Genomic DNA, 23,718 nt, shown 5'->3' with positions numbered 1-23,718 from the left:
CGCTCAGGCGTCGGTGACCGGTTCGCCGCTCTCGATCAGCTCGTCGGCGTCCGACGGCTCGTCCTCGTCCTCGTCCTCCGGCTCCATGGGTGGGTCCAGGGTGCGCAGCCGGGAGAAGATCGCCCAGCACACCGCGACCAGGGGAACGGCGATCACCGCGCCGAGGATCCCCGCCGTCAGCGTTCCGGCCGTGACCGACAGGGCGATGACGACCGGGTGGAGCCGCACCTGCCGGCCCATGATGAACGGCTGGAAGATGTGCCCCTCGAGCTGTCCGATGCCGGCGATGCCGACGGTGACGAACACGGCCGACCAGAACCCGTTCGCGGCCAGGGCGACGATCGCTGCGATGACCATCGCGAGCGGGGCGCCGATCAGGGGGATGAACGCGCCGATGACCACGAGGACGGCCAGGGGCGCTGCCAGCGGTACGTGCAGGACCAGCAGCAGGATGAACGCCAGCAGACCGTCGGTGAGGGCGATGAACACCGTGCCCCGCGTGTACCCCGAGAACGTGTACCAGCCCGCTCCTGCGGCCGTCTTCCACGTACCTCGGACGCGGGTCGGGAGCTGGTTGAGGAACCACGTCCACATGTCCAGGCCCCGCGCCAGGAAGAACACCGTGCAGAAGATCGCCAGGGCGAGGGCTGTGAACACCTCGATCACCGAGCCGGCTCCCGCGGCCGCCTGCCCGGCCAGGTCACCTGCGTGGTCCTGCACCCACGCCTGACCGTTGCTGATCCACTCGGCGATCTGGTCGGCCGTGATGGTGAACGGCAGCGTGCCGCTCTCCAGGAAGTCGGTGATCTCGTTCAGACCGTCGCCGAACTGCTTCGTGAGGTCGGTCCACTGTCCCGCCACCGAGTAGGCCACGTACGCGAGCAGCCCGATGAAGACGAAGAAGCCACCGAAGATCGCCAGGGCGGTCGACAGACCTCGGGGGAGGAACCTCGACAGGAAGTCGACGATCGGGCGCAGGACCGCGGTGAACACGAACGCGATGAACAGCGCGATGAACAGCAGCTGGACCTTCGCCAGCACGAAGACGACCACGTAGACCATCGCGAGGACGACCAGGAGTCGCCATGACACGCCTGCCGAGTTCCGCAACCAGCGCGGTGCGGTCTGCTCGTTCCCGTACACGCTCGGGTTGCGTCGGGCGCCCGCGACCTTGCGCGCGGCCGGACCAGGTACGCGCCCGGGCGGCTGGATCAGGTCTGTCATCAGGCTCCTATGGGTCGTCGGCGCCCTGTCGCTACCTCGCGCACAGTCTGCACCGGGCGACCGATGCGTGCCTGCCAGCCGCGCCGTGCTATCTTTTCTGCCGCACCTGAGGGCGCCTCCGGGTGTCTCACGGTCCACCTGTCCGGGTGGCGGAATGGCAGACGCGCTAGCTTGAGGTGCTAGTGCCCGAAAGGGCGTGGGGGTTCAAGTCCCCCTCCGGACACTCGTTGAGACAGCGACGAAAGTGCCCCTGATCTGCGGAGACGCGGACCGGGGGCATTCTTCGTCTCGAGTCCTGAAACACCTACAGCTCTCGGCGTGCACCGACGGACGTTCACGCAGTTGCGAACGACGAGGTCAGGACGCGGTTCGGTACCCAGCGGAGACGGAAGCGGCGACCGAATCATGGTCCTCGCTCGCCTGACCGCGTCGCGTAGGGACTCGGGCGTGAGCCGTCGCAGCGCGATCCTGACGCCGGCGCGTGCATGGGCGACCCGAGCGGCCACCTCGAACTGGTTTCGACCGAACGGCATGACGCACGACGCGTGACCAGCAGGACGGGCCCGACGATCTCATCGAGCCACGCGGGCGAGCTCGCCGGTGGCTCCCAGCTCAGTGCGCCGACCATGCGGATACGGTCGCCCCAGTCCGGGTGCGGGTACTCGAACGGCTCTGACGTAGCGACGAGGGTGAGCGGGGCGCCCGGGCGAACGCGTCGGCGGAGATCCTGCGCCGCGACCCCGGGCTCGACATCGCCCAGACGACGAGGTCGCTCGTCGGACCTCGCCGTCAACGACGCGGCCAGCGTCGTGCCTTGGCCCACACCGGAGCGCCGGCACGGTCACGGGCGGCCGCCAGGACGTCGTCGAGCGAGTGCGGGAGAGTGACGACGAGGGCCTGGGCGTCCATGCCGAGCAGCCCGTGCGCCACGATCGCGCCGTCGGAGCGCCGGCGGATCCGGCTGTCGAGGGCGAGCGGGTTCCCGTCGTCGACCACCTCGTACCCGGGCGCCTCCCGGGCGCCGGACGTCGGCAGGAGCCCGAAACCGTGGGTCGAGCGCCAGCCGTCGAGGAGCCAGGTCACCAGGAAGCGCTGCAGCACGTCGTCGTCCTCGGTGACGAGCTCGACGCCGTTGGACGCGCCGCGCTCGAAGGCCTCGACGGTCAGCGTTCCTTCGACGTCGGTGACGACCACGTGCACCTCCTTCCGGCCGATCGCGAACCCGTCCTCCTGCTCGCGAACCCAGCGCCCGCTCTCGCGCGCTAGTTCTGCGACGCGGGGGTCCAGCCGCGCCGTCATCGCAGCACGCCCAGCTCGCGCAGCTGCTTCACCGTCAACGACTTCGTGCCTTCCATGAACCTCACCTGGATCCCTCCGCCCGGACGGCCGAACGCCGGCGCGATCTCGGACACCTCGATGGTCACGCCCGATGGCAGCTTGCCGGTGAACGCGTACTGGTGCAGCGGGTCGTCGAGCGTCGTGGGCGGCAGCGAGCGCTGGGCGAACGGCACGTCGGGCGGGATGCCCAGGAAGCCGCCACCCTCCCCGCCGACACGGTCCAGCTGGTTACCGTAGACCGACACGAACTCCTCGGGGTCGCTGTAAAGCACCCGCGAGCCCGGCACGGCGCCTCCGTTCGGGGGCCAGCGAATATCCCCGCCACCGTCCGAGAACCGGTCCATCCACTCGCTCTGCGTGAACGGCTTGCCCGTTGCCGGGTTGGTGCCCCACAGGTCGTCGAGCGAGCCGCCGACGCCCTCGAGGCCGTCGCCCAGCGTGCTCGGAAGAGGGTTGTCGGCGTTCAGCGGTGATGACGGCGTGCGTGGCAGGCCGTACTGCGGGTCCGGCCCGTAGTCCGAGCCGCGCGTCCACCCGGTGCCCGACGGGTTGCCGTTGCGCAGGGGGTCGAGCCGCTGCGGCTCGTCGAGAGGGTCGCGGTGCTTGGTGAAGAGCCCACGGATGAAGTCGTCGAGGGGCCGCCGCCACGACGCGGGCAGGTGCTTGATGACCTTCTGGCCGATCTTGCCGATCACGCCTGCGCCGGCCAACGAGGTGATGGCAAAGACGAGCTCCAGCGAGCCCTGCTTGACGAGGTCCTGGCCGTCGATCTTGCCCTCGCCCCAGTCGGCGGCCACGTCGAGGAAGTCGCCGACCGACACCAGCGCGAAGCCGACGCCGAGGATCTTCAGGCCGAACGAGGCTCCTGCCGCGGCGCCCGCCCCGCCCGCGGGGACGGCGCCGACGCCGAACCCGAAGACAGCCCCGATGCCGGCGCCGCCCATCGCCCCGATGATCGTCAGGGCGATCGTGAGCACGGCTCCGATCGCCACGACGACCCAGCCGATCACGCGGCACGCCGACGCGAGGAAGCGGAAGACCCCGACGTGCTTGCCGATGAACTCGCGCAGGTCGGCGAGGTTCTCGTCGATCCACCCGCCCAGGTCGGCGGTGACCGACTCCCACCAGTCGGCGATCGCGGCGCCGGCGTCGGTGACTTCGTCCCAGGCGTCGGCGGCCGTGTCCGCGACCCAGTCTGCGCCGTCGGAAACCGCGTCGGACACGTCGTCCCAGCGGTCGGAGAACCAGCCGCCGATCCCGCGGGACTTCTCCGTCTCCTTCTTGTCGGCCTCCTGCTCCTCGCCCGGTGCGGCGGTCCACGTCAGCAGGGTGGAGCCGTCGGAAAGGCCGGTCTGGGTGAAGGGGGACGGGGGAGTGAATACGTCGGGGAAGTCGTCGACGACCGGGATCGCCGCGCCGAACGCGCCGCCGTAGCGCAGGGCTGCGAGGTCCTGGGCGCGCCGCACGTGGGTGTCGAGGACAGGGAGCACGTTCGAGCCGAGCCGGCTGGACGAGGCGAGGGCCTCGTGCAGCGCTCCCGTCGGGACACCGAGGTTCGACATCCGCCACCTGAACGAGCCGAGGTCCTCCACCGCGTCTCGGGTGGAGGCCACGTCGCGGCGCACCTGGGCGAGCGCGTCGGGGTCGATTTCGACGATGCGCGTCATGCTGACGTCTCGCGCGCGTCCGACTCGGCTCTCCCGAGCGCGCGCTCGGCGCGACTCAGCTCGTCCGCTATGGCCCGCTCCGCGCGCTCGATGGCGCGGGGGATGGACTGCGAGGCCGGCGCGAGCTCGTCACGATGCAGGCGTTCGGCGGCCGTTCCCGTCCAGGTGCCGCTCGCGCCCACCGCGCCGGCGGGCCTGTCGAGCGACGGCGCCAGCGCCCGCCGCGAGCGGAAGTCCCGGAGGAGGGCCCGGAGGTCGTCGACTCGGTCCTGCGCCCGCGCCACAGGGTCCGCCACCGACGCCCCTCTCACCGACCTCCCCGCCGTGCCGCGGTCTGGCGGAACGCTACCGCAGCCGCCCGGACTGCCGGCACGGCCGCTAGGGTCGCACGTCGTGGACCACAGCCAGGCAGCGACCCGACGACCCGGTGAACCGGCCCGCCCACCATTCGCGTTCACGGCTGCCGCCCCGCCTGGCTGGGAGACCCTGCGGGGCGACACACCCTCGCTGCGCGACGACCTGTTCGCGCTCGTCGCCCGCACCCCGCTGTGGGCGGAGCTCGACACCCGACGCCGGCGGGGCCTCGGGTCGGTGCTGACCTCGGTGGCGCGGGTGAGCGCATCGGTCGGGGCCGTCGTGACGCTGCTGCACGTCGGCCGTGCCGACGAGATCGAGCCCGGGGCCGAGCCGGCCGTCAGCGCGGTGACGCTCACGTGGCTCCGCACCGCGCCGGTGCTCGCGGACCTCGACCTCGCCCGGCTGGTCGTGCCGGGCGGCCAGCCCGTCGAGACCGGCCTCGGGCCGGGCGTCGTCGCGAGGAGTCTGCAGGACGGCCCGGCGGGCGCCGAGTGGGTGACGTCGCAGATCGCGGCGCCCGTTCCGGGCTCGATCTGGCTCGCGGTGCTCACCGGCACGACGAGCGCGCTCGAGCACGCGCCGACGATGGACGACGCCTTGCTGGCGTTCGCTGCCAGCCTGCGGACCGAGGCCGAGCGCTCCTGAGGGGGGCCAGGCACGATCGGCCGCGTCGGCGGCGCCCGAGGCTTAGGCTCCGCCGCCCATGGTCGGGACACCGGATCGCAGTCGGTGGACGATGGGAGGAACCGTGGCTCGACGTCCGCGTGGGTCGGTCAAGGTGTCAGCGGTCAAGGGGGATCGCGGTCGTTCGTGTCGCACACGGCCAAGTCCCCCTCCGGACACTCGTTGAGACAGCGAACACATCGGCTCTGACCCGCGGAAACGCCGGGTCGGAGCCGTTTGTGTGTGTCGGGCGTTTTCCGGGCCCCTCCTCCCCGGGTGTGCCAGGCGGCGTTCGACTCGCAGCTCCCCGGACAGAGGGGTGCAAGGGTTCGTGGTTCGTGGCCCGGTCAACCGCGTTCACGGTGTCGCGACATCGACCGGGTCCCAACCACAACGCCGATCAGGCACGTTGCGACAGCCGATGGGGCAGGACGTGGACACGCCGACCGAGCTCAGGGGTGAAATCACCGCTCGCCCGCTCAGCGTCTTCTGCTGACCCGTGCCCGCCCCCTAACGTGGACAAATCGGACACCGCGACCGCGGTGCCGCTTTCCATCAGGGGGATCTCATGGCACGTCTGCGCCGCTCGCTCACCACGCTCGGAGTTGCCGGGGGACTGGTTCTCGCTTCGGCGAGTGCCGGGCTCGCGTGTCCGCCGGACCCGTCGGCCGACCCGGTGACGTACGAGTACGGCGGCGTGTACGACTGCAGCAAGGTCACCTACCGGCACGGCCCGAAGACGTACACCAAGCCGGACGGGGTCGCGTTCGTCGTCATCAGGACGGGAAAGACGAACTTCGTCAGCGATCTCGGAGACTCCAACGACGGGGACCGCACCTACACGTTCGACAAGCCGATCAGGTTCGTCATCACCTGCCTGTTCACGGACCAGTAGGGGCTGGTAGGGCGGCGACCAGGGTCGGGAAGAGGACCTCCGGCCCTGGTCCAGAACCCGCCGCGGTTCCACGATCGACGTGTCGGCCGCCGACGGAGGCGGCCGCCTCGACCGCGGAGGGCATCATGACGCGCGTGCTCGTCGCCTACGGGACCACCCGGGGCGGCACGGAAGGTGTGGCGCGGATGATCGGCGATGACCTGCGCGAGCACGGTCATGAGGCTGTCGTCCGGCCCGCTGCCGAGGTCCACGGTGTGGCCGACGTCGATGCTGTCGTCGTCGTGGGGGCCCTCTATGCCGGGCGGTGGCACAAGGACGCGCGGCGGTTCGTCCACCGCCACGAGCGCGAGCTGTCCCAGCGTCCCGTCTGGCTCGTCGCCACCGGCCCGCTCGACGGGTCCGCTGCGACCGAGCAGATCGCACCGGTGGGCCACGTGCGTGCTGCGGCACACCGGATCGGCGCGCGGGGAACGCAGACGTTCGGCGGGCGGTTGCTCGCCGATGCGACGGGGTTCCCTGCGTCTGCCATGGCGAAGAGCTCGGCCGGCGACTGGCGGGACGCGGAGCAGATCGCCAGGTGGGTGGGCATGCTCGAGGCGCACCTCACGTCGTAGTGCGTCCTCGCGCCATCCCGAGCACGCGCCCGGTGTTCGTCGCAGGGCTCTCCGGCACCCAGCCTCCTCGATCAGTCGAGCGCCTGGTGACGGCGCTCAACCAGCCCGGGGCCGAGCGCTCGGGACGGCTGCTGGCCTCGGACGTGTCACTAGCGTTTCCGGATTCCCCGGGCGGCTCGGTATCCGGCTTCCGTGCCGGGTCCCCAGATGCCGTCGACGGCACCCGAGTACAGACCTCGCGAGCGCAGCGCCCCCTGGATCGCTCTCACGGACGCGTCGTGCGCGGCTGCACTCCTCGGGCCCCAGGTTCCGTCAGGCGTCGTGCCGATCACCGACTGGGTGTACGCGACGCCCCACGGGAACGTGTGTCCGGCGTAGCGGCTCGCCGCGCGTACCGCCTCGATGCGCTGGTCGGTGTCGGCACCCCAGATCTGGTCCGGCACCGCGTGCACGGCTCGCTGGATCTGCTCGGTGACCACGTCACCGCCGCCGGGGACCGCCCGCTCTCCGTCGCCGAGGTTGGTGTACCCGCCCACATCGACGTGCAGGTGCGTCGTGTGCTGCGCGCTCGGGCCGTCAGTGCCGAACCGCGCGTAGATGGCGCCGAGCCCGAGCTGCACGGCGACGTCGGAGGCCGCCGCGAGAGCGTTGCGTTCGGTCTGCCCGCCGGCGGGCTGGTTGATGTCGGCGGCCTTCCCGAAGCCGCCCTGGCTGTCGAGGTGCCAGCTGCCGTCGACGTGACCACTGTGCACGGGTCCGAAGCCGTACATCTCTCCCACGCTCAGTCCGTTCCGCTGGCACCAGCGGGCGAACGTCACGAGCGCGTTGACGGTTCCGACCTGCGGTCCGAGTCCCATCGATCCCCCTGCGTGGACGGTGCGTCGTGGTCGGCCGTCCTCGCCGCCGAGGACGAGAGGTCACTCGTTCCCTGGCACCTTGTCGGTGACGTCCTCGTACCCGGCCGCGCTGGGCAGCTCGCTCGGCGCGTAGATCAGACGCACGACCCCGGTAGGGAAGGCCTCGGAGCGCAGCAGCGTCAGCGGGTAGATCGGCTCGCCCTCGTCGAAGAGCCGCTCGCCGTGCCGTGCCGCGACCGGGTGGACCAGGAGTCGCAGCTCGTCGAGCAGCCCGGCCGCGAGGAGCTGACGGACGACGGAGATCGACCCGGGGACGAGGACCTTGCCGAGGTTCGGGTCGGCGCGCAGAGCGGTCACAGCCGCGACCAGGTCGCCGTCGACCCGCTCCGCGTTCCGCCAGCCGAGGTCCTGGCTCCCTCGCGTCACGACGATCTTGCGGGTGTCACCCAGCTGCGCCGCATACGTCGCGTCGTCTCCGCCGGCAGCCTCGCGGAGCGGCCACGCGCCCGCGAAGCTGTCGTAGGTCACGCGTCCGAGCAGCAGGATGTCGACGTCGGCGTAGTCGTCGCCCACGGCGGCGCCCATGGACGCGTCGAAGTAGGGGAAGTGCCATGCCGGGTCGATCTCGACGACGCCGTCGAGCGAGATGAAGAGCGTCGACACGATCGTCGCCATCGGTCCTCCTGTGGTCGTCGGAGCTCAGCTGTCGGGTCGGCCGGACCGCGTCGACGAGCGAACGGGTCTGGCGTCGTTCAGTGCTCGAGCTCGCGCAGCACGGTGGTCCGGGCGCCACCCGCGTCACCAGTGTTCACCGTCCCGGCCGGTTCGACGAGCAGTGCGCACACCTCGCCGTCCGCCCGGGGGCAGTGCTCGACTCCCTTGGGGACGACGTACACGTCCTGCGGGCCGAGCTCCACGTCACCGTCGCGCAGCTGGATGGTCAACCGCCCGGACACGACGAGGAACAGCTCGTCTGTGTCGGGGTGGCTGTGCCAGACGAACTCGCCGTCGAGCTTGACCACCTTGACGTCGTAGTCGTTGACCCTCGCGAGCAGATGGGGCTGCCAGGGGTGCGTGATGGTGTCGAGGGCGGCCCCGATGTTGCGCACGGTCGTCATCGCTCGAGACTAGGGCGCGTCCCGGGCGAACGACCGCAGCGACGACGCGAAACCTGCCCGAGATGTCGCACTGGCCGTCTCCTGCGGGGCGGGCGCCTGACGGGCCGTCCCGCCGTCCGACGCGGGGCCTAGAAGGGCTCGAGCGCGACGAGCGGCGGGACGAGCAGGATCGGGTCGGCGTCCAGGTCGAGCACGCGGGAGCGGGCCGGCGGGGTGCCGACCGACTCGAAACGGACGGTCGCCTCCCGGCCTCGCACGTGCACGACCCAGCCGCGACCGAACGTCGGGTGCTCGATGTCGAGGCCGGGTCGTGCGTTGTCCTCCGTCAGCGGGCGGGACTGCGTCGGGTCCTCTGCCGGGAGGTCCAGCGGCTCTGGGGTGACCTCGTCGGGAGCGTCCCACGGCAACGTCAACTGTGCGTGCGCAGAGAGGTTGTGGAACGAGACCCCCAGCAGGCGCACCGAGTCGGTCAGCCCGGCGGCGATGGCGGCCCGGTGCGCCGCGGCCCGCAGCTCGGCAGGGTCCGCCGACGGCTGCGCGAGCGTGACCGAGCGCGTGAGGGTGGTGAAGTCGGCGAACCGGACCTTGGCGACGATGGTCCGAGCGCCCCCGCCATGCGACGTCAGCCGGCGCAGTGCCTCGTCCGTCACGGCGTCCACGGCTGCGCTGATGGCGTCGTGCCCGAAGATGTCCGCGGCGAACGTCCGCTCCGCGCCCACCGACTTGCGTTCGGCGCCGGGCGAGACGGGGCGTGGGTCGATCCCCCGGGCGAGCCGGTAGAGGTTCGTGCCGGACGACTCGCCAACCGTCATGGTCAGCATGTCGAGAGGCTGCCGCCGCAGGTCGGCGACCGTGCGCGCGTCGAGCCGTTCGAGGGCCGCCGCCGTCGCCGGTCCGATGCCGGGCACCGCTCGCACGGGGAGGGGCAGCAAGAAGGCGTCCTCGTCGGCCGGCTCGACCAGCAGCAGGCCGTCCGGCTTGGCGGCGTCGGAGGCCAGCTTGGCGACGAGCTTCGTCCTGCCGATCCCGACGGAGACGGCCAACCCCGTCAGGGTGCGGATCCGGGCGCGGACCGCAGACGCGGCCGTCGTCGGGTCGTCGGCGAACGGACCCTCCTCGAGGTCGACGAACGCCTCGTCGATGCTCAGCTGCTCGACCAGCGGTGACAGCGTCGCGAGCTCGGTCATGATCGCCCGCGAGTACGCGCTGTACGCCTCGAAGCGTGGGAACAGCACGGCCGCCGCCGGGGCCAGCCGGCGGGCGCGGCTCATCGGCATCGCGGAACGTGCACCCGCTTGCCGTGCCTCGTACGACGCGGTCGAGACGACACCGCGCGGACCTGTTCCCCCGACGAGGACCGGCTTGCCGCGCAGCGACGGCTTGTCGCGCTGCTCGACGGCGGCGAAGAACGAGTCCGCGTCGGCGTGCAGCACGGTCGCGCGGGTGCGCTGGCGGTCGATCACGGCCCTACTCTGCCCGCTGCGGGGGACCTGCCGGGAAGCGGTCCGGTGTCAGGCGACGGCGAGCGAGTCGCGTGGCTTGAGCTCGTGCAGGGCGTTGAGCAGGACGCGGTTGAACGCGACGGGCGCGTGCGCGTTCACGTCGTGCCCGGCGCGCGGGACGACGGTCAGCTGGGCGCCCGGACGTGCCTCAAGGTACCGGCGCTCGTCGAGGCGCAGGGGATCCCGGCTGCCGTTGACGAGCCAGACGGGTACGGCCGTGCTCCGCAGGTCCTCCAAGGGGGAGTAGCCGGCCAGCGACCTGAGCATGTCGGTGACGACGTGCCAGGTGCCACCCTCGGGGCGCAGGGTGCGGGCGACGACGTGGGCGACCCGGCGGTAGGCGCTGACGGGCTTGCCCTTGATCTCGGTGGAGCATCCCGCGAGGACGACGCCGGCGAGCTTTGCCTCGTGCTCACGCGTGTACGCCAGGCTCGCGTACCCGCCGAGCGACAGGCCGACCAGCAGCGGCGGCTCGGAGCAGCTCTCGACGGCACCGTCGATGGCGGCGATCGCCCCGGGGAGGCTGAACCGTTCGCTCGAGCGGGAGCCGTGCCCGGGCAGGTCGATGGCGATGGTGCGGTGCCCGGAGCGCTCGAGCGCGTCGACCTGTCGTCGCCAGATGGCCGACGACGTCCGTGTGCCGTGGACGAAGACGATCGGGCGACGGTGGATGGCTTGCTCCTGACCTCGGGTGGCCGGTGGGACGTTCACGGCCTCTACGAGGGTAATCGGCTCCCCTGGGAGTTTCGTGAGAGAGCGTCACAGGTGGGGCGCGCAGGCTCCTAGGCTGAGCACCGCAAGTCCGGCGAGGTCACCCTGCTGGAGGGTCGAGATCGCCGCCGACGCGCGCGGGTTCATGAGCTGGGTGGGGTCGTCGACGTGGTCGAGACCGACGACGTGGGCGAACTCGTGGGTGATCACCCCGATCGTGCTGTTCACGCCGTTCGGCGTGGCGAGCAGCTCGGACATGCCCGGAGCATCCAGCGTCACCGAGCCCGTGACGTAGACGGACTGCCCGGTCTGGGTGACGGGTGCGGAGCCGCCGATCCCGATCGTGTCGCCTGCGAGCTCGGGCGTCTCCTCGGGTGTCGACCACGCGACGAGCACTGGCGCCCAGCGCTTGCCGTACAGGTCGGGCTGGTACGCCGCGCGGTCGGTGCTCGGCGCCTCCTGCGTGGCTCCGTCGTCGACGAACACCAGCCCGGTCGCGGCCGAGATCCGCGCGATGGCCGTCGTGACGAGCTGGTCGCCGTTCGGGGGTGCGCCGTCCTGCCGGACGACGAAGTGGATCGGCCGGCACGGGCTCCACGCGACCGGTCCACTTCCGTCCGGTTGCATGGCGGCGAACGCGTGGTTCCCGGTCGCCGCGAGCGTCTCGTACGAGGGACTGCCCAGCGGTGTCGCCGCCTCCTCGTACCCTGCCGGCGGTACGGAGTCGTGACCGATCGCCCACCAGCGTCCGATGATCATCGCCGAGACGGCGACGAGGAACGCCATGGCGAGCACGAGTCCTCGGCGGGGGCCGCGGCGCACGTGCACGGGCGGTCCGAGGAACCGGATCCCGAACTCGTCCTCCAGCGGTGACCTAGGGCGGGGGACCAACGAGGTCAGCCGCCCGTTCCCCTGCGCGTCCACCCACGGATCGAACCCGTGCGGGTCTCCACCGCTCACCGCGTGCCTCCTGCTCCTTCGTGACCGGCACGACTCTGCGTCGAGCGCACCGGTCCGCGAAGGATCGCACACGGTCGGAACTCGTCGCGAGCGCGCACAGGCCGCGAGATCGGGGTCGGTACCCTCGACCGGTGCCGGCCCTTCACGTCCCTGCGACCGTGCGGGACGGCGTCGGGCGCACCTCGGAGGGTGCGGTCTGGCTGTCCAGGCTGCCGGAGCTCGTCACCCGTTCGGTGCAACGGTGGGGCCTGGTCCTGGATCACCCGTTCGAGGACGGGGCGTCGGGCTGGGCAGCGCCTGCGCGCGACGGCCGCGGCCGAGATGTGGTGCTCAAGATCGCGTTCCCTCACGACGAGGCGCGCCACGAGGCGGCCGCGCTGGGGGCATGGGACGGGGGAGGTGCTCCGGCACTGCTGGACCACGACGCCGACGACTGGGCGCTCCTGCTCGAGCGCGTGGTTCCCGGGACGCCTCTGAGCGGAACCCCGGCGGAGCAGCTCGAGGCCGGAGCGCTCGTCGCCCGGCGCCTGTACGAGGCGCCCGGCGCAGCGGCGCTGATGGTCCCGCCGATGGCGGAGGTCTGTGCTGCCTGGGCCGACGTCCTGGAGCACCGTGGAGCCCTGCACGGTGTCGATGTCCGCGCTGCCGCCGCTCTGCTGCGGACACTGCCCGCGCCGGACCCCGGGGTGGTCGTGCACGGCGACCTCAACCCGGGCAACATCCTGCGGGTGGGCGCGGACCGGTGGCTCGCGATCGACCCGAAGCCGATGCGCGGGGACCCCGCGTACGACCTGTGGCCGCTGCTGGAGCAGGTCGACGACCCGTTCAGGTACGACGACTCGGTGCTCACTCGGCGCGTATGCCTCGTCGCCGACCTGCTGGGCCTCGACCCGCGTCGTGTCGCGGCGTGGGGGAGGGCGCGGGCCACGGAGTCCGCGATGTGGCGGTGGGACGTGCTCGACGACGAGGCCGGCGCGCGTGACGGGCTGGACCGTGCGCGGACCTGGGCGAGAGTGGCCGCTCTCCTCGGATGACGCGTCCTCGTCCGTGACCCACTCCGCCGGTACCCGGGTCGTCAGCTGCTCCACGGCAAGCGGGCGCCGAGCCTGGTGCTACTTGCCGGGCCGGCCGGGACGGTCGAGCGTGGGCAGGGCACCGAGCGTGAGCAGGGCACCGAGCGTGGGCAAGGGTGCCGAGCCGGGTCACAGGGCAGCCGTGCCGGGAGCGTGTACGTGCTCGAACACGAGACTCGTCTGGGTGTGTGCGACCTCGGGGCGGGTGCTCAGGTGCTCGAGGACGAACCGGCGCAGCTCCGGGGAGTCGCGCACCGCCACGTGCACGAGCACGTCGTCGACGCCGGCGAGCAGGTAGACGTCGCGCACCTCCGGGCGCTGCGCGAGGCGGTGGGCGACCTCGGACAGCCGTGACCGGGCGGCGGCCTGCAGCCGGACCGCGATCATCGCCTGCAGGCCCCGACCGACGGCCTCGGGGTCCACCTGGGCGTGGAAGCCGCGCAGCACGCCAGACTCCCGCAGCGCCCGGACGCGGGCGTGGCACGTCGACGGTGCGACGCCGACGAGGGTGGCGAGGTCCTTGTTGGAGATCCGACCGTCGCGCTCGAGCTCACGCAGGATGTCGCGGTCGATATCGTCGAGTGCGGTGCCGGCACCGAATGTCGTTCGGCCCGTGTCGGCCAAAGGGCTCGACGTAGAATCGGTTGCGGACATCGGGCGAATCTACCGAATGATGCGCTGAACGCGCCCGCATGTAACACAGGAAGTTCAGACTGTCGGCGACACCACACGCACCCGGACGGAGCGTCACCGCGATGAAGGTCGGAATCCCCAGCGAGGTCAAGAACCGCGAGTACCGCGTGGCCATCACGCCTGCGGGCGTGCACCACCTCGTCGGATCGGGTCATGAGGTCCTCGTCCAGGCCGGAGCGGGGGTCGGCTCCGCGATCAGCGACGACGACTTCGTCGCGGCCGGAGCCTCGGTCGTGGGCGAGGCGGCGGAGGTGTGGGGTCGCTCGGACCTCGTCTGCAAGGTCAAGGAGCCGGTGGCCTCGGAGTACGGGTACCTGCGCGACGACCTGCTCCTGTTCACCTACCTGCACCTCGCGGCCGACCGTCCGTGCACGGACGCGCTGCTCGCGGCCGGAACCACGTCGATCGCCTACGAGACGGTCCAGCTGCCCGACGGGTCTCTGCCGCTCCTGGCGCCGATGAGCGAGGTCGCGGGCCGCTTGTCCACCCAGGTCGGCGCGTACCACCTGATGAAGAACGAAGGCGGTTCGGGGATCCTGCTCGGCGGGGTGCCGGGCGTGGACGCTGCCAAGGTCGTCGTGCTCGGAGCCGGGACCGTGGGGCGTCACGCCGCGGAGATCGCCGTGGGCATGCGGGCGGACGTGTCTGTCCTCGACCTGTCCTTGCCGCGCCTCAGGGAGACCGATGCGGCGTTCGGCGGACGCGTGCGGACCGTGGCGTCGAGCGCGTACGCCGTCGAGCGCGAGGTCCTGGACGCCGACCTGGTGATCGGCGCCGTCCTGGTGACCGGTGCCCGGGCGCCGAGACTCGTCACCAACGAGCTCGTCTCGCGGATGAAGCCGGGATCCGTGCTCGTCGACGTCGCCGTGGACCAGGGCGGCTGCTTCGAGGACACCCGGGCGACCACCCACGACGACCCGACCTTCCGTGTGCACGGATCGGTCTTCTACTGCGTCGCGAACATGCCCGGCGCGGTTCCCGTGACGTCGACCCGTGCCCTCACCAACGCGACGCTTCCCTACCTCGCCGCGCTCGCGGACCTCGGCTGGGATGCGGCGACAGCTGCGCTGCCGTCGCTCGGCAGGGGCCTGACGACGCACGCGGGCAGGCTCCGCAACAGCGCGGTCGCGCAGGCGCACGGCTACGAGGAGGCCCTCGCCTCGCGCTGACGTCGAGTCGGCCGGCACGGCGACGGACCGGAAACAGGGAGGAGCGCCCTTCCGACGTCGGACATGATGAGGACATGACGACCGATCTCGCCGCTGACAACCCTTTCGCGACCCCGCCGACGCTGCCGTACGGCCTGCCGGACCATGCACGAATCCGTGAGGAGCACTACCGTCCGGCGCTGCTCGCCGGCATGGCCGAGCAGCGCGCCGAGATCGAGTCGATCGCGTCCGACCCGGACGACCCGACGGTCGAGAACACGCTGGCAGCGCTCGAGTGCTCGGGCCGGTTGCTGCATCGTGCGGCGGTCTCGTTCTTCAACCAGTCCAGCTCGGACTCCTCGCCCGGCCTCGACGCGATCGAGGAGGAGATCGCCCCGCTGCTCGCCGCGCACCACGACGCGATCTACCTGGACCCGCGGCTGTTCGCCCGCATCGAGGCCCTCAAGGCGTCGGCGAAGGACCTCGAGCCCGACACCGCGTGGCTTCTCGAGCGCACGTACATCCAGTTCGTCCGGTCGGGTGTGGGTCTCGACGAGCCCTCCCAGAACCGCCTGCGCGTCCTGAACGCCGAGATCAACTCGCTCGAGACGGCATTCGGTCGGGACCTGCTCGCCGCCACGAATGCCGCGGCCGTCCTGGTGACGCACGAGCGCGAGCTCGACGGGCTCCCCGAGGACGCGCGGGACGCGGCTGCCAAGGCGGCCCGGGACCGTGGCCACGAGGACGGCTGGCTGATCGAGCTGGAGCTGCCGACGCAGCAGGCGCCGCTCACGTCCCTGACCGACCGGGCCGTGCGCGAGCGGGTGTTCCGCGCGTCGATCGGCCGTGGTGCCGCAGGCGACGCGCACGACACACGGGCGACGCTGCTCGGCCTCGCCCGCAAGCGAGCCGAACGTGCGCAGCTGCTCGGGTACGCGCACCACGCGGAGTACGTGGCCGCCGACGCCACGGCCAAGACGGCCGAGGCCGTGGCAGACATCCTCGAGAAGCTCGCCCCTGCCGCTGTCGCCAACGCGAAGGTCGAGGCGGCGGAGCTGGCTGCCGCCCTGGAGGGTGACCACCCGGGCGCAACCCTCGAGCCGTGGGACTGGGCGTTCTACGCCGAGCGGGTCAAGAAGGAGAAGCGGTCGCTGAGCGAGGACCAGCTGCGGCCGTACCTGGAGCTCGAGCGGGTGCTCGCCGACGGGGTGTTCCGGGCCGCGAACCACCTGTACGGCGTGACGTTCGCCGAGCGGCACGACCTGGTGGGCTACCACCCGGACGTCCGGGTGTTCGAGGTGTTCGACGAGGACGGCACCGGGACCGGCCTGTTCCTCGGTGACTTCTGGACCAGGGAGTCGAAGCGCGGCGGAGCCTGGATGAACAACCTCGTCGACCAGTCCGCTCTCCTGGGTGAGCCGGCGGTCGTGGTGAACAACCTCAACATCCCGAAGCCACCCTCAGGTGAGCCCACGCTGCTGACCTGGGACAACGTGATCACGCTCTTCCACGAGTTCGGTCATGCCCTCCACGGGCTGTTCTCGGCGGTGCGGTGGCCGTCCCAGTCCGGCACCGAGGTGCCTCGGGACTTCGTGGAGTACCCGTCCCAGGTCAACGAGATCTGGGCGTGGGAGCCCTCGATCGTGCGCGCGTTCGCGTTGCACCACGAGACCGGCGAGCCCATGCCGAGCGCATGGGTCGACACGCTCCTGGCCGCCCGTCAGGACGGTGAGGGCTTCGCGACGACCGAGTACCTGGCTGCCGCGCTGCTCGACCAGGCCTGGTACCGGCTCTCGCCCGACGAGGTCCCCACCGATGTCACGCAGGTCGAGGCGTTCGAGGCGGCCGCGCTGGAGAAGGCGGGCGTCGCCTTCACGCCGGTGCCGCCCCGGTACCGGACGAGCTACTTCAACCACATCTTCGGAGGCGGCTACTCGGCCGGCTACTACTCCTACATCTGGTCGGAGGTGCTGGACGCGGACACGGTCGAGTGGTTCCGCGAGAACGGCGGCCTGCGGCGGGAGAACGGCGACACGTTCCGCACGAAGCTGCTCTCGCGCGGGGGTTCGGTCGACTCGATGGAGGCGTTCCGCGACCTGCGTGGCCGTGACCCGATCATCGAGCCGCTGCTCGTGCGGCGGGGTCTGACGGCCACCACGGCATCCTGACGGCCCCGGTAGGTTGGTCGCCATGCCCGCCACCGGACCGTCCTCGCCCGTGACCGCCCAGGACGAGGTCGTCGAGATCTGCCGGGACCTGATCCGGATCGACACGTCGAACTACGGTGACGACTCGGGCCCGGGGGAGCGAGCAGCCGCCGAGCACGTGATGGGCCTGCTCACCGAGGTCGGACTCGACCCCGAGCTGTTCGAGAGCGAACCGGGTCGCTCCAGCGTCGTCGTCCGGCTCGAAGGCTCGGACTCGTCCCGCCCCGCGCTCGTCCTGCACGGGCACCTCGACGTGGTTCCGGCACGGGCCGACGACTGGTCGGTGGACCCCTTCGGCGCCGAGGAGGTCGACGGCCTGATCTGGGGCCGCGGGGCCGTGGACATGAAGGACATGGACGCGATGATCCTGGCGGTCGTGCGGCAGATGGCCCGGGAGGGTCGTCGGCCGGCGCGGGACGTCGTGGTCGCGATGTTCGCCGACGAGGAGGCGGGCGGCGCCAAGGGTGCACGCTGGGCCGTCGACCACCGGCCTGAGCTCTTCGAGGGTGCGACCGAGGCGATCAGCGAGGTCGGCGGCTTCTCCGTCGACGTCGACGGCCGCCGCGCCTACCTGCTGCAGACGGCCGAGAAGGGCCTGTCCTGGCTGCGCCTCGTCGCAGACGGCCGTGCGGGCCATGGAAGCCAGGTGAACGTCGACAACGCGGTGACGCACCTGGCCGAGGCGGTCGCCCGGCTGGGCCGGCACCCGTGGCCGCTGCAGCTCACGCCCACGGTTCGGGCGCTCCTCGACGGCGTCGGCAAGCTCACCGGGCTCCCGTACGACCCCGAGGACCCTGCCGGGATCGACGCCCTCGTCGCCGCGCTCGGACCCGCCGGCAAGTTCGTCGGCGCCACGCTGCGCAACACCACCAACCCCACGCAGCTCACCGCCGGCTACAAGGCGAACGTCATCCCAGGCTCGGCGGAGGCGACGGTCGACGGGCGCTTCCTGCCGGGGTACGAGGAGGAGTTCCTGACGACCGTCCGTGCGCTCGCGGGCGAGCACGTCACGGTCACGCCGCTGCACCACGACCAAGCGCTCGAGGTCCCGTTCTCCGGCGACCTGGTGGACCGGATGGTCGACGCTCTCGTCGCCGAGGATCCGGACGCCGTCGTCCTGCCCTACACGCTCTCGGGCGGCACGGACAACAAGTCTCTGGCCCGTCTGGGCATCCGCGGCTACGGCTTCGCGCCGCTTCGACTGCCCCCCGAGCTGGACTTCGCAGGCATGTTCCACGGCGTGGACGAGCGCGTGCCCACAGACGCACTCCTGTTCGGGACCCGGGTGCTCGACCGGCTGCTGCGCGACTGCTGATCTCTGTTCGTCGGGGTGAACTGCTCCTCAACGGGGCACCTGCTGTCGATGGAGGGGGCAAGGAAGCCCCGCGACGAGGGAGTCGGCCATGAACGAGTACGCGCACAGCAGGACGGCTGGTCCCTTGGACGCGCCGGTCCACCGGGTCGACGAGCGCGAGGTGCGCATCGCCATGGACCGTCTGGACCTCGCAGACCGGACGCTGAACGTCTACCGCGCGACGGCGTTCCTCACCGCCCTCGGGATCACCGTCTCCCACGACGGCGCCGCAGCGGATCCGGCGGACGACGAGACCCAGGACTCCGGCGGGGACGTGGCGAACCTCATCGAGGTCCAGAGCTGGCTCCGCGACTGCCGTCCAGCGATCACCGTGGACGAGTTCCGGGGACGGGATCGCGTGACTCGTGCTCGGCGCGTCGCCCACGCCTGAGCGAGCGTCGGCTTCGCGTCAGCGGCGCAGCGGCTACTCGGAGGTCGTGGTCTCGGCGAGGGTCGAGCGGACGCGGATCACCTTGCGCCGCAACCAGACCTTGCGTTCCCCGCCCGCGAACAGGAGTGTTCTCGAGAGCTCCCAGCGGCCCAGCTCGGCCTGCTCTGTGAGCATGCGGCGCGCGTCGTTGCGTGAGACGGCCGCAGGGATCCTGAGCACGCGGTACTCGTACTGACCGCCTTGTGCGACCCAGTCGGGGCGCTTCGTCCGTGTCTGACCGTCTGCCATCCGTCACCTCGTCCTCGCCGTGGTCGGACCCACGTCGCAACTCGAAGTCCTCCCGGTGCCGAGACACCTTACGCGCTGCCATTGTGCCGCGCAGGAGGCTAACGTCGTCGCATGACCGTCGACCCGCGTGCCGCACTGGACCGCCTGATCGCAGCCCTCGAGGCCCACTACACAGCAGTCGCCTCACCCCACGGTGAGGACGACCCTGCAGTCGACGACGCGTACGACATCCTGGCTGACGCCTTCGAGGTCTACGACGACGCCCTCGGCACGGTGCACGGCGAGGCGACGCCGTTCTACCTCGCGGAGGAGGACGACGACGAGGACGACGACGAGGACGACGAGGAGTACGAGGACGAGGACGTCGACGCGTCTGTCGACGATCTGGCCGAGGCCTGAGCGGACGCCTAGAACCGCTCGGGGTACCCGAGAGCCGGTGCGCTGATCTCGCTGAGCGCGCGACGCAGCTCGTCGGGGAGCTCGAGATCCTGTGCGGCGAGCGAGGCCCGGAGCTGCGTCGCGGTCCGGGCTCCCACGATCGCTGACGAGATCCCCTGGCTGAGCACCCAGGCGAGGGCCACCTCCAGCGCTGTGCGCTCGAGTCCCTCTGCCGCGGTGGCCACCGCCTCGACGATCGCGGCCGACGACCGTGCCAGGTAGGGCTCGACGAACCCGGCCAGGTGAGGTGACGCCGCCCGGGAGTCCGCCGGGATGGTCCGGCGGTACTTCCCCGTCAGGACGCCACGGCCGAGCGGCGACCAGGCGAGCACGCCGACGCCCAGCACGGTGGACGCGGGGAGGACCTCTCGCTCGATCCCGCGCTGCAGCAGCGAGTACTCCGCCTCGACGGCGGTCAGTCCGATCTCACGTTCGAGCAAGGTGGCGGCTCGGGCAACCTGCCAGCCGGCGTGGTTGGACAGGCCGACGTAGCGTGCGCGCCCGCTCGTGACCGCGAGTCGCAGCGCCGAGATGGTCTCGTCGAGCGGGGTGCGAGGGTCGGGCGTCTGGACGAGCCACAGGTCCACGTGGTCGGTGCGCAGCCGTCGCAGTGATGCGTCGAGCGAGCTGAGCAGGCCACCGCGTGAGGCGTCCACCACCCCGCCCGTGGCGGTCTGGCGGATGCCCGCCTTGGTGCACAGCACCATCTCCTCACGCGGGACCACGTCACCCAGGAGCGTGCCGAGGAGCTCTTCGGCACCCCCGTCGGCGTAGGAGGCCGACGTGTCGATCAGGGTGCCGCCGGAGTCGGCGAAGTCGCGTAGCTGCTCGGACGCGTCGTGCGCGTCGGTGTCGCGGCTCCACGTCATCGTGCCGAGCCCGAGCCGGGAGACCCGCAGACCGGTGCGGCCCAGGTGGCGCTGTTCCATGAGGCGCAACACTAATCGGCGCCGCCTGCACGTTCGGGGCAACACGGCACCGTTATGGTTCGGCTCGTGACTTCGGGAATGGGTGTGGGTGAGGCGATCCTGCTGGGGCTCGTCCAGGGGTTGACCGAGTTCCTGCCGATCTCGTCGAGCGCGCACCTGCGCATCGTCGGCGACCTGATCGGTTCCGATCCCGGCGCGGCCTTCACGGCGATCACCCAGCTGGGCACCGAGACAGCGGTTCTCCTGTACTTCCGGCGGGACATCGCACGGATCGCCCGGGCGTGGTGGTCCGCGCTGCGCGGGTCGTTGGGCACGTCCTGGCAGGCGCGGCTCGGTGCACCGGTCGGTGAGACGTCTGACCACGACGCCCTGATGGCGTGGTTCATCGTGCTCGGCTCCATCCCCATCGTCGTGCTCGGACTCCTCTTCCAGGACGCGATCGAGAAGACGTTCCGCAACCTGTGGCTCATCGCTCTCACGCTGGCGGTCTTCGGGTTGCTGCTCGGCTGGGCGGACAAGGTGGGTGCGAAACGCCTCGCGCTCGAGCAGATGACGGGAAGGAACGCCGTCCAGTTCGGGTTCTGGCAGGCCCTCGCGCTCGTGCCCGGTGTGTCCCGGTCCGGCGGCACCATCACCGGCGGCCTGCTCATGGGCTACACCCGAGAGGCGGCCGCGCGGTACTCGTTCCTGCTAGCCATCCCCGCGGTGTTCGGGTCGGGGCTCTTCCAGCTCGCCAAGAGCGTCGGGGACTTCGGCACCGCCGGCACGCCCGGCTTGTTCGCGACGCTCGTCGCGACGCTGGTGGCCTTCGTCGTCGGCTACCTGGTGATCATCGTGTTCCTGAAGATCGTCTCGACGTTCAGCTACCGCCCGTTCGTCTACTACCGCCTCGGGCTGGCCGCCCTCGTCGTCATCCTCCTGCTGACCGGCGTGCTGGAGCCGAACGCGACCGCGTAGGCCGCTACAGCCAGCCGGACCTGCGGAAGAGCACGTACAGGGAGCCGCAGATCACGAGCATCGCCCCGACGGCGAGGGGATAGCCGTAGGTCCAGTCGAGCTCAGGCATGTGCCGGAAGTTCATGCCGTAGACGCTGGCCAGCAGGGTCGGTGCGGCGGCGATCGCCGCCCACGACGAGATCTTGCGGACGTCCTCGTTCTGCCGCACCGACACCTGGGACAGGTGCGCGGAGAGCATGTCGGTCAGCAGGTCGTCGTAGGCGTCCAGGTGCTTGTCGAGGCGGTCCACCCAGGCGGTCAGCCGGTGCAGCCACGGTTGCGACTGCCTGCGCTGGTCGGCCTCCTCGGCCTCGGCGACGAGCTCGGGCAGCACCGTGGTGACGGGGCTGAGCGCGCGCCGTGCCTCGGCGATCTCGCGCTTGAGGTCGTAGATCTCCTGCACGGGGCTGCGCCGGCTGCTGGAGAACACCGCGCCCTCGACGGCGGCAACGGCGTCGCCGAGCCCGACCTCGACATCAGACGCCTCCGCGACGAGCGACGTCAGCGTCGCAGCCAGGATCTGGTGGACGCCCTCGTCGGGAACGGGGATGCCTCCTGTGAGCTTCTCCAGCGCGCGGCCGACCACGTCCGCGTCACCGAGCTCGCACATCAGCACGACTCCTGCGCCGACGACGCTGACAAGTGCGCCGGTGTGCACATCCTTGGTCTGCTCGACGTAGGACAAGGTCGGGACCGTGAGCACGATCTCGCCGTCGGGCGAGCGGTCGAGCCGCGCCCGCAGCGGGTGGTCCGCGGACGACGGGTGCGCACCCGGCCCACGGTGCTCCAACATGTTCAGCGCGGTCTCACCGATGCCGTGCCGGCGGCAGGCCGCGGCCAGGTCGGAACGTGACTCGACGATCACCCAGAGCGTGCCGTCTCGCCGCAGAGCGAGCGCCGGGTCGCCCCATCCGGTCGCCGTGCGTGCCACCACGCGTTCGCCGGAGGCGTTGGGGGTGATGTCGAGCAGGTGGATCGGTTCATCCTTCACGTGGGCATTGTGGACCTCGCACCCACGCGGTGCGGGGACGCGGTTAGGCTGCCGCCGTGCTCACCTGGCCGCCGCCGCATGTCCCTGCGCTCCCCGGGACCGGTGACCCGGTCAGGGTCCTGGACTCGTCCACCGGACAGGTCGTCGTCGCCGCGACTCGGACCGAGGCGACGCTGTACGTCTGCGGCATCACGCCCTACGACGCGACCCACATGGGTCACGCCGCCACCTACGTCGCTTTCGACGTGCTCGGCCGGGCGTGGCGCGACGCCGGGCACACGGTCCGGTACGCCTCGAACGTCACGGACGTCGACGACCCGCTGCTCGAGCGGGCAGCGGCCACGGGCGTCGACTGGCGTGACCTCGCGCAGTCGCAGACCGCCCTCTACGCCGAGGACATGGCGGCACTGGCCGTCATCCCGCCGGACGCCTACTCGGGTGTGGTCGAGGCCATTCCCGCTGTCGTCGAGGCCGTGGAGAAGCTCCTCGCAGCCGGTGCCGCCTACCGGGTGCCCACGGAAGGCCACGAGCTCGGTGACGTCTACGCCGACCTGTCGGCCGACGTCTCGTTCGGCAAGGTCGCCGGGCTGGAGGACGACCTGATGCGGACGCTCTCTGCCGAGCGCGGTGGGGATCCCGGACGGCACGGCAAGCGAGCGCCGCTCGACCCCTTGCTCTGGCGCCGCGCCCGCGACGGTGAACCGGCCTGGGACGGCGGCAGCCTGGGGGCCGGCCGCCCGGGTTGGCACATCGAGTGCGCGGTCATCGCGCGCGACGCCCTCGGACTGCCGTTCGACGTCGAGGGTGGCGGCTCCGACCTGCTGTTCCCGCACCACGAGATGAGCACCTCGCACGCTCGCCTGCTCGACGCCGGGCACGGTGCGCGAGTACACGTCCACACGGGCATGGTCGGTCTCGACGGGCACAAGATGAGCAAGTCGCTCGGCAACCTCGTGCTCGTCTCGCGGCTGCGCGAGCAGGGCGTCGACCCGATGGCGATCCGGCTGGCGATCCTGGCGCACCGTTACCGCGACGACTGGGACTGGACCGACGCCGGGCTCGTGGAGGCACGCGAGCGGCTGGAGCGCTGGCGCGACGCGGTCTCCGGCAACGGCGGACCCGACCCCGACGCTGCCCTCGCCGCGGTGCGGGCCGCCCTCGCGGACGACCTTGACACGCCGAGCGCGCTCGCAGTGGTCGACGCCTGGGCGGCCCTCTCGCTCGCCGGCACGGCGGACCCCGTCGAGGGTGCCCCGGGAGTCATCGCACGCACCGTCGACGCGCTCCTGGGAATCCGCCTGTAG

The 23,718-nt window shown here is 71.3% G+C and carries 25 protein-coding genes and 1 tRNA gene; 12 read left to right on the top strand and 14 right to left on the bottom strand.

What is annotated here, in order from left to right:
- Positions 1-3: 3 nt before the first annotated feature.
- The gene (locus N553_RS0118960) at positions 4-1,224 is read right to left on the bottom strand and encodes an AI-2E family transporter (RefSeq protein WP_028047834.1); all 1,221 of its coding nucleotides are present in this window, start codon (positions 1,222-1,224) and stop codon (positions 4-6) included.
- A gap of 140 nt (positions 1,225-1,364) precedes the next feature.
- Between N553_RS0118960 and N553_RS0118955 the strand changes: the two genes are divergently transcribed.
- Positions 1,365-1,447: transfer RNA gene (locus N553_RS0118955), tRNA-Leu, on the top strand.
- A gap of 566 nt (positions 1,448-2,013) precedes the next feature.
- On the opposite strand, the gene N553_RS0118950 is transcribed toward N553_RS0118955, so the two are convergent.
- Genes N553_RS0118950 through N553_RS0118940 form a run of 3 tightly spaced genes read right to left on the bottom strand, consistent with a single transcriptional unit; the run spans position 2,014 to position 4,525 of the window.
- Positions 2,014-2,523 (bottom strand): hypothetical protein, encoded by a 510-nt coding sequence (locus tag N553_RS0118950; protein WP_028047833.1) that lies wholly within the window; start codon positions 2,521-2,523, stop codon positions 2,014-2,016.
- Entirely contained in the window at positions 2,520-4,229 is a 1,710-nt protein-coding gene (locus N553_RS0118945) for a TNT domain-containing protein (protein ID WP_028047832.1), read from the bottom strand. The genes N553_RS0118950 and N553_RS0118945 overlap by 4 nt, the downstream gene beginning before the upstream one ends.
- The gene (locus N553_RS0118940; RefSeq protein ID WP_156043910.1) at positions 4,226-4,525 is read right to left on the bottom strand and encodes a hypothetical protein; all 300 of its coding nucleotides are present in this window, start codon (positions 4,523-4,525) and stop codon (positions 4,226-4,228) included. Before N553_RS0118940 ends, N553_RS0118945 begins: the two co-directional genes overlap by 4 nt.
- Positions 4,526-4,622: 97 nt before the next feature.
- Here N553_RS0118940 and N553_RS0118935 point away from each other — a divergent pair, with 97 nt between their 5' ends.
- The 3 genes from N553_RS0118935 (at position 4,623) to N553_RS0118925 (ending at position 6,758) form a co-directional block, all read left to right on the top strand.
- Positions 4,623-5,231 carry a hypothetical protein gene (locus tag N553_RS0118935; RefSeq protein ID WP_028047830.1) on the top strand — a complete coding sequence of 203 codons (609 nt, stop codon included), beginning with the start codon at positions 4,623-4,625 and terminating at the stop codon, positions 5,229-5,231.
- Between the two features lie 586 nt (positions 5,232-5,817).
- Positions 5,818-6,144 (top strand): hypothetical protein, encoded by a 327-nt coding sequence (locus N553_RS25490; protein ID WP_028047829.1) that lies wholly within the window; start codon positions 5,818-5,820, stop codon positions 6,142-6,144.
- A gap of 125 nt (positions 6,145-6,269) precedes the next feature.
- Positions 6,270-6,758, top strand: a complete 489-nt coding sequence (locus tag N553_RS0118925; RefSeq protein ID WP_028047828.1) for a flavodoxin domain-containing protein — start codon at positions 6,270-6,272, stop codon at positions 6,756-6,758.
- A 149-nt stretch (positions 6,759-6,907) separates the two neighbouring features.
- Here N553_RS0118925 and N553_RS24505 read toward each other — a convergent pair whose 3' ends face one another.
- The 6 genes from N553_RS24505 to N553_RS23710 form a co-directional block, all read right to left on the bottom strand.
- Positions 6,908-7,615 carry a peptidoglycan-binding protein gene (locus tag N553_RS24505; protein WP_028047827.1) on the bottom strand — a complete coding sequence of 236 codons (708 nt, stop codon included), beginning with the start codon at positions 7,613-7,615 and terminating at the stop codon, positions 6,908-6,910.
- A 60-nt stretch (positions 7,616-7,675) separates the two neighbouring features.
- Positions 7,676-8,290 (bottom strand): dihydrofolate reductase family protein, encoded by a 615-nt coding sequence (locus N553_RS0118915; RefSeq protein ID WP_028047826.1) that lies wholly within the window; start codon positions 8,288-8,290, stop codon positions 7,676-7,678.
- 77 nt (positions 8,291-8,367) lie between these two features.
- Positions 8,368-8,733 (bottom strand): cupin domain-containing protein, encoded by a 366-nt coding sequence (locus tag N553_RS0118910; protein WP_028047825.1) that lies wholly within the window; start codon positions 8,731-8,733, stop codon positions 8,368-8,370.
- A gap of 128 nt (positions 8,734-8,861) precedes the next feature.
- Positions 8,862-10,196 (bottom strand): DNA polymerase IV, encoded by a 1,335-nt coding sequence (locus N553_RS23720; protein WP_051640368.1) that lies wholly within the window; start codon positions 10,194-10,196, stop codon positions 8,862-8,864.
- A gap of 48 nt (positions 10,197-10,244) precedes the next feature.
- Positions 10,245-10,946, bottom strand: a complete 702-nt coding sequence (locus N553_RS23715; RefSeq protein WP_231505324.1) for an alpha/beta fold hydrolase — start codon at positions 10,944-10,946, stop codon at positions 10,245-10,247.
- Between the two features lie 48 nt (positions 10,947-10,994).
- Positions 10,995-11,906, bottom strand: a complete 912-nt coding sequence (locus N553_RS23710; protein ID WP_051640367.1) for a matrixin family metalloprotease — start codon at positions 11,904-11,906, stop codon at positions 10,995-10,997.
- A 131-nt stretch (positions 11,907-12,037) separates the two neighbouring features.
- On the opposite strand from N553_RS23710, the gene N553_RS23705 reads away from it, so the two are divergent.
- Positions 12,038-12,940, top strand: coding sequence for an aminoglycoside phosphotransferase family protein (locus N553_RS23705; RefSeq protein WP_034623456.1), 903 nt, complete (start codon positions 12,038-12,040; stop codon positions 12,938-12,940).
- A 168-nt stretch (positions 12,941-13,108) separates the two neighbouring features.
- Here the strand turns inward: N553_RS23705 and N553_RS0118885 are convergent, their stop codons facing one another.
- Positions 13,109-13,633 carry an Lrp/AsnC family transcriptional regulator gene (locus N553_RS0118885; protein WP_051640366.1) on the bottom strand — a complete coding sequence of 175 codons (525 nt, stop codon included), beginning with the start codon at positions 13,631-13,633 and terminating at the stop codon, positions 13,109-13,111.
- 101 nt (positions 13,634-13,734) lie between these two features.
- Here N553_RS0118885 and ald point away from each other — a divergent pair, with 101 nt between their 5' ends.
- The 4 genes from ald (at position 13,735) to N553_RS0118865 (ending at position 18,772) form a co-directional block, all read left to right on the top strand.
- Positions 13,735-14,841, top strand: a complete 1,107-nt coding sequence (gene ald, locus N553_RS0118880) for an alanine dehydrogenase (protein ID WP_028047823.1) — start codon at positions 13,735-13,737, stop codon at positions 14,839-14,841.
- A 74-nt stretch (positions 14,842-14,915) separates the two neighbouring features.
- A complete protein-coding gene (locus N553_RS23700) occupies positions 14,916-16,988 on the top strand; it encodes a M3 family metallopeptidase (protein WP_034623454.1) in 2,073 nt (690 codons plus the stop codon).
- 22 nt (positions 16,989-17,010) lie between these two features.
- Positions 17,011-18,342, top strand: a complete 1,332-nt coding sequence (locus N553_RS0118870) for a M20/M25/M40 family metallo-hydrolase (protein ID WP_028047822.1) — start codon at positions 17,011-17,013, stop codon at positions 18,340-18,342.
- A gap of 88 nt (positions 18,343-18,430) precedes the next feature.
- Positions 18,431-18,772 carry a hypothetical protein gene (locus N553_RS0118865; protein ID WP_028047821.1) on the top strand — a complete coding sequence of 114 codons (342 nt, stop codon included), beginning with the start codon at positions 18,431-18,433 and terminating at the stop codon, positions 18,770-18,772.
- 33 nt (positions 18,773-18,805) lie between these two features.
- Here the strand turns inward: N553_RS0118865 and N553_RS0118860 are convergent, their stop codons facing one another.
- A complete protein-coding gene (locus N553_RS0118860) occupies positions 18,806-19,060 on the bottom strand; it encodes a DUF5703 family protein (RefSeq protein WP_028047820.1) in 255 nt (84 codons plus the stop codon).
- Positions 19,061-19,171: 111 nt separating this feature from the next.
- Between N553_RS0118860 and N553_RS0118855 the strand changes: the two genes are divergently transcribed.
- The gene (locus N553_RS0118855; RefSeq protein ID WP_028047819.1) at positions 19,172-19,459 is read left to right on the top strand and encodes a hypothetical protein; all 288 of its coding nucleotides are present in this window, start codon (positions 19,172-19,174) and stop codon (positions 19,457-19,459) included.
- Positions 19,460-19,467: 8 nt separating this feature from the next.
- On the opposite strand, the gene N553_RS0118850 is transcribed toward N553_RS0118855, so the two are convergent.
- Entirely contained in the window at positions 19,468-20,427 is a 960-nt protein-coding gene (locus tag N553_RS0118850) for an aldo/keto reductase (protein WP_028047818.1), read from the bottom strand.
- Between the two features lie 78 nt (positions 20,428-20,505).
- On the opposite strand from N553_RS0118850, the gene N553_RS0118845 reads away from it, so the two are divergent.
- Positions 20,506-21,384, top strand: a complete 879-nt coding sequence (locus N553_RS0118845) for an undecaprenyl-diphosphate phosphatase (protein WP_028047817.1) — start codon at positions 20,506-20,508, stop codon at positions 21,382-21,384.
- Between the two features lie 4 nt (positions 21,385-21,388).
- Here N553_RS0118845 and N553_RS23695 read toward each other — a convergent pair whose 3' ends face one another.
- Positions 21,389-22,414 carry a CorA family divalent cation transporter gene (locus N553_RS23695; protein ID WP_051640365.1) on the bottom strand — a complete coding sequence of 342 codons (1,026 nt, stop codon included), beginning with the start codon at positions 22,412-22,414 and terminating at the stop codon, positions 21,389-21,391.
- 56 nt (positions 22,415-22,470) lie between these two features.
- Here N553_RS23695 and mshC point away from each other — a divergent pair, with 56 nt between their 5' ends.
- The gene (gene mshC / locus N553_RS0118835; RefSeq protein ID WP_028047816.1) at positions 22,471-23,718 is read left to right on the top strand and encodes a cysteine--1-D-myo-inosityl 2-amino-2-deoxy-alpha-D-glucopyranoside ligase; all 1,248 of its coding nucleotides are present in this window, start codon (positions 22,471-22,473) and stop codon (positions 23,716-23,718) included.

This window comes from Cellulomonas sp. URHE0023, assembly GCF_000688475.1.
Taxonomy (GTDB): domain Bacteria; phylum Actinomycetota; class Actinomycetes; order Actinomycetales; family Cellulomonadaceae; genus Cellulomonas.
Note: the sequence above shows the minus strand (reverse complement) of the source record. Positions and strands in the feature narration are given on the sequence as shown.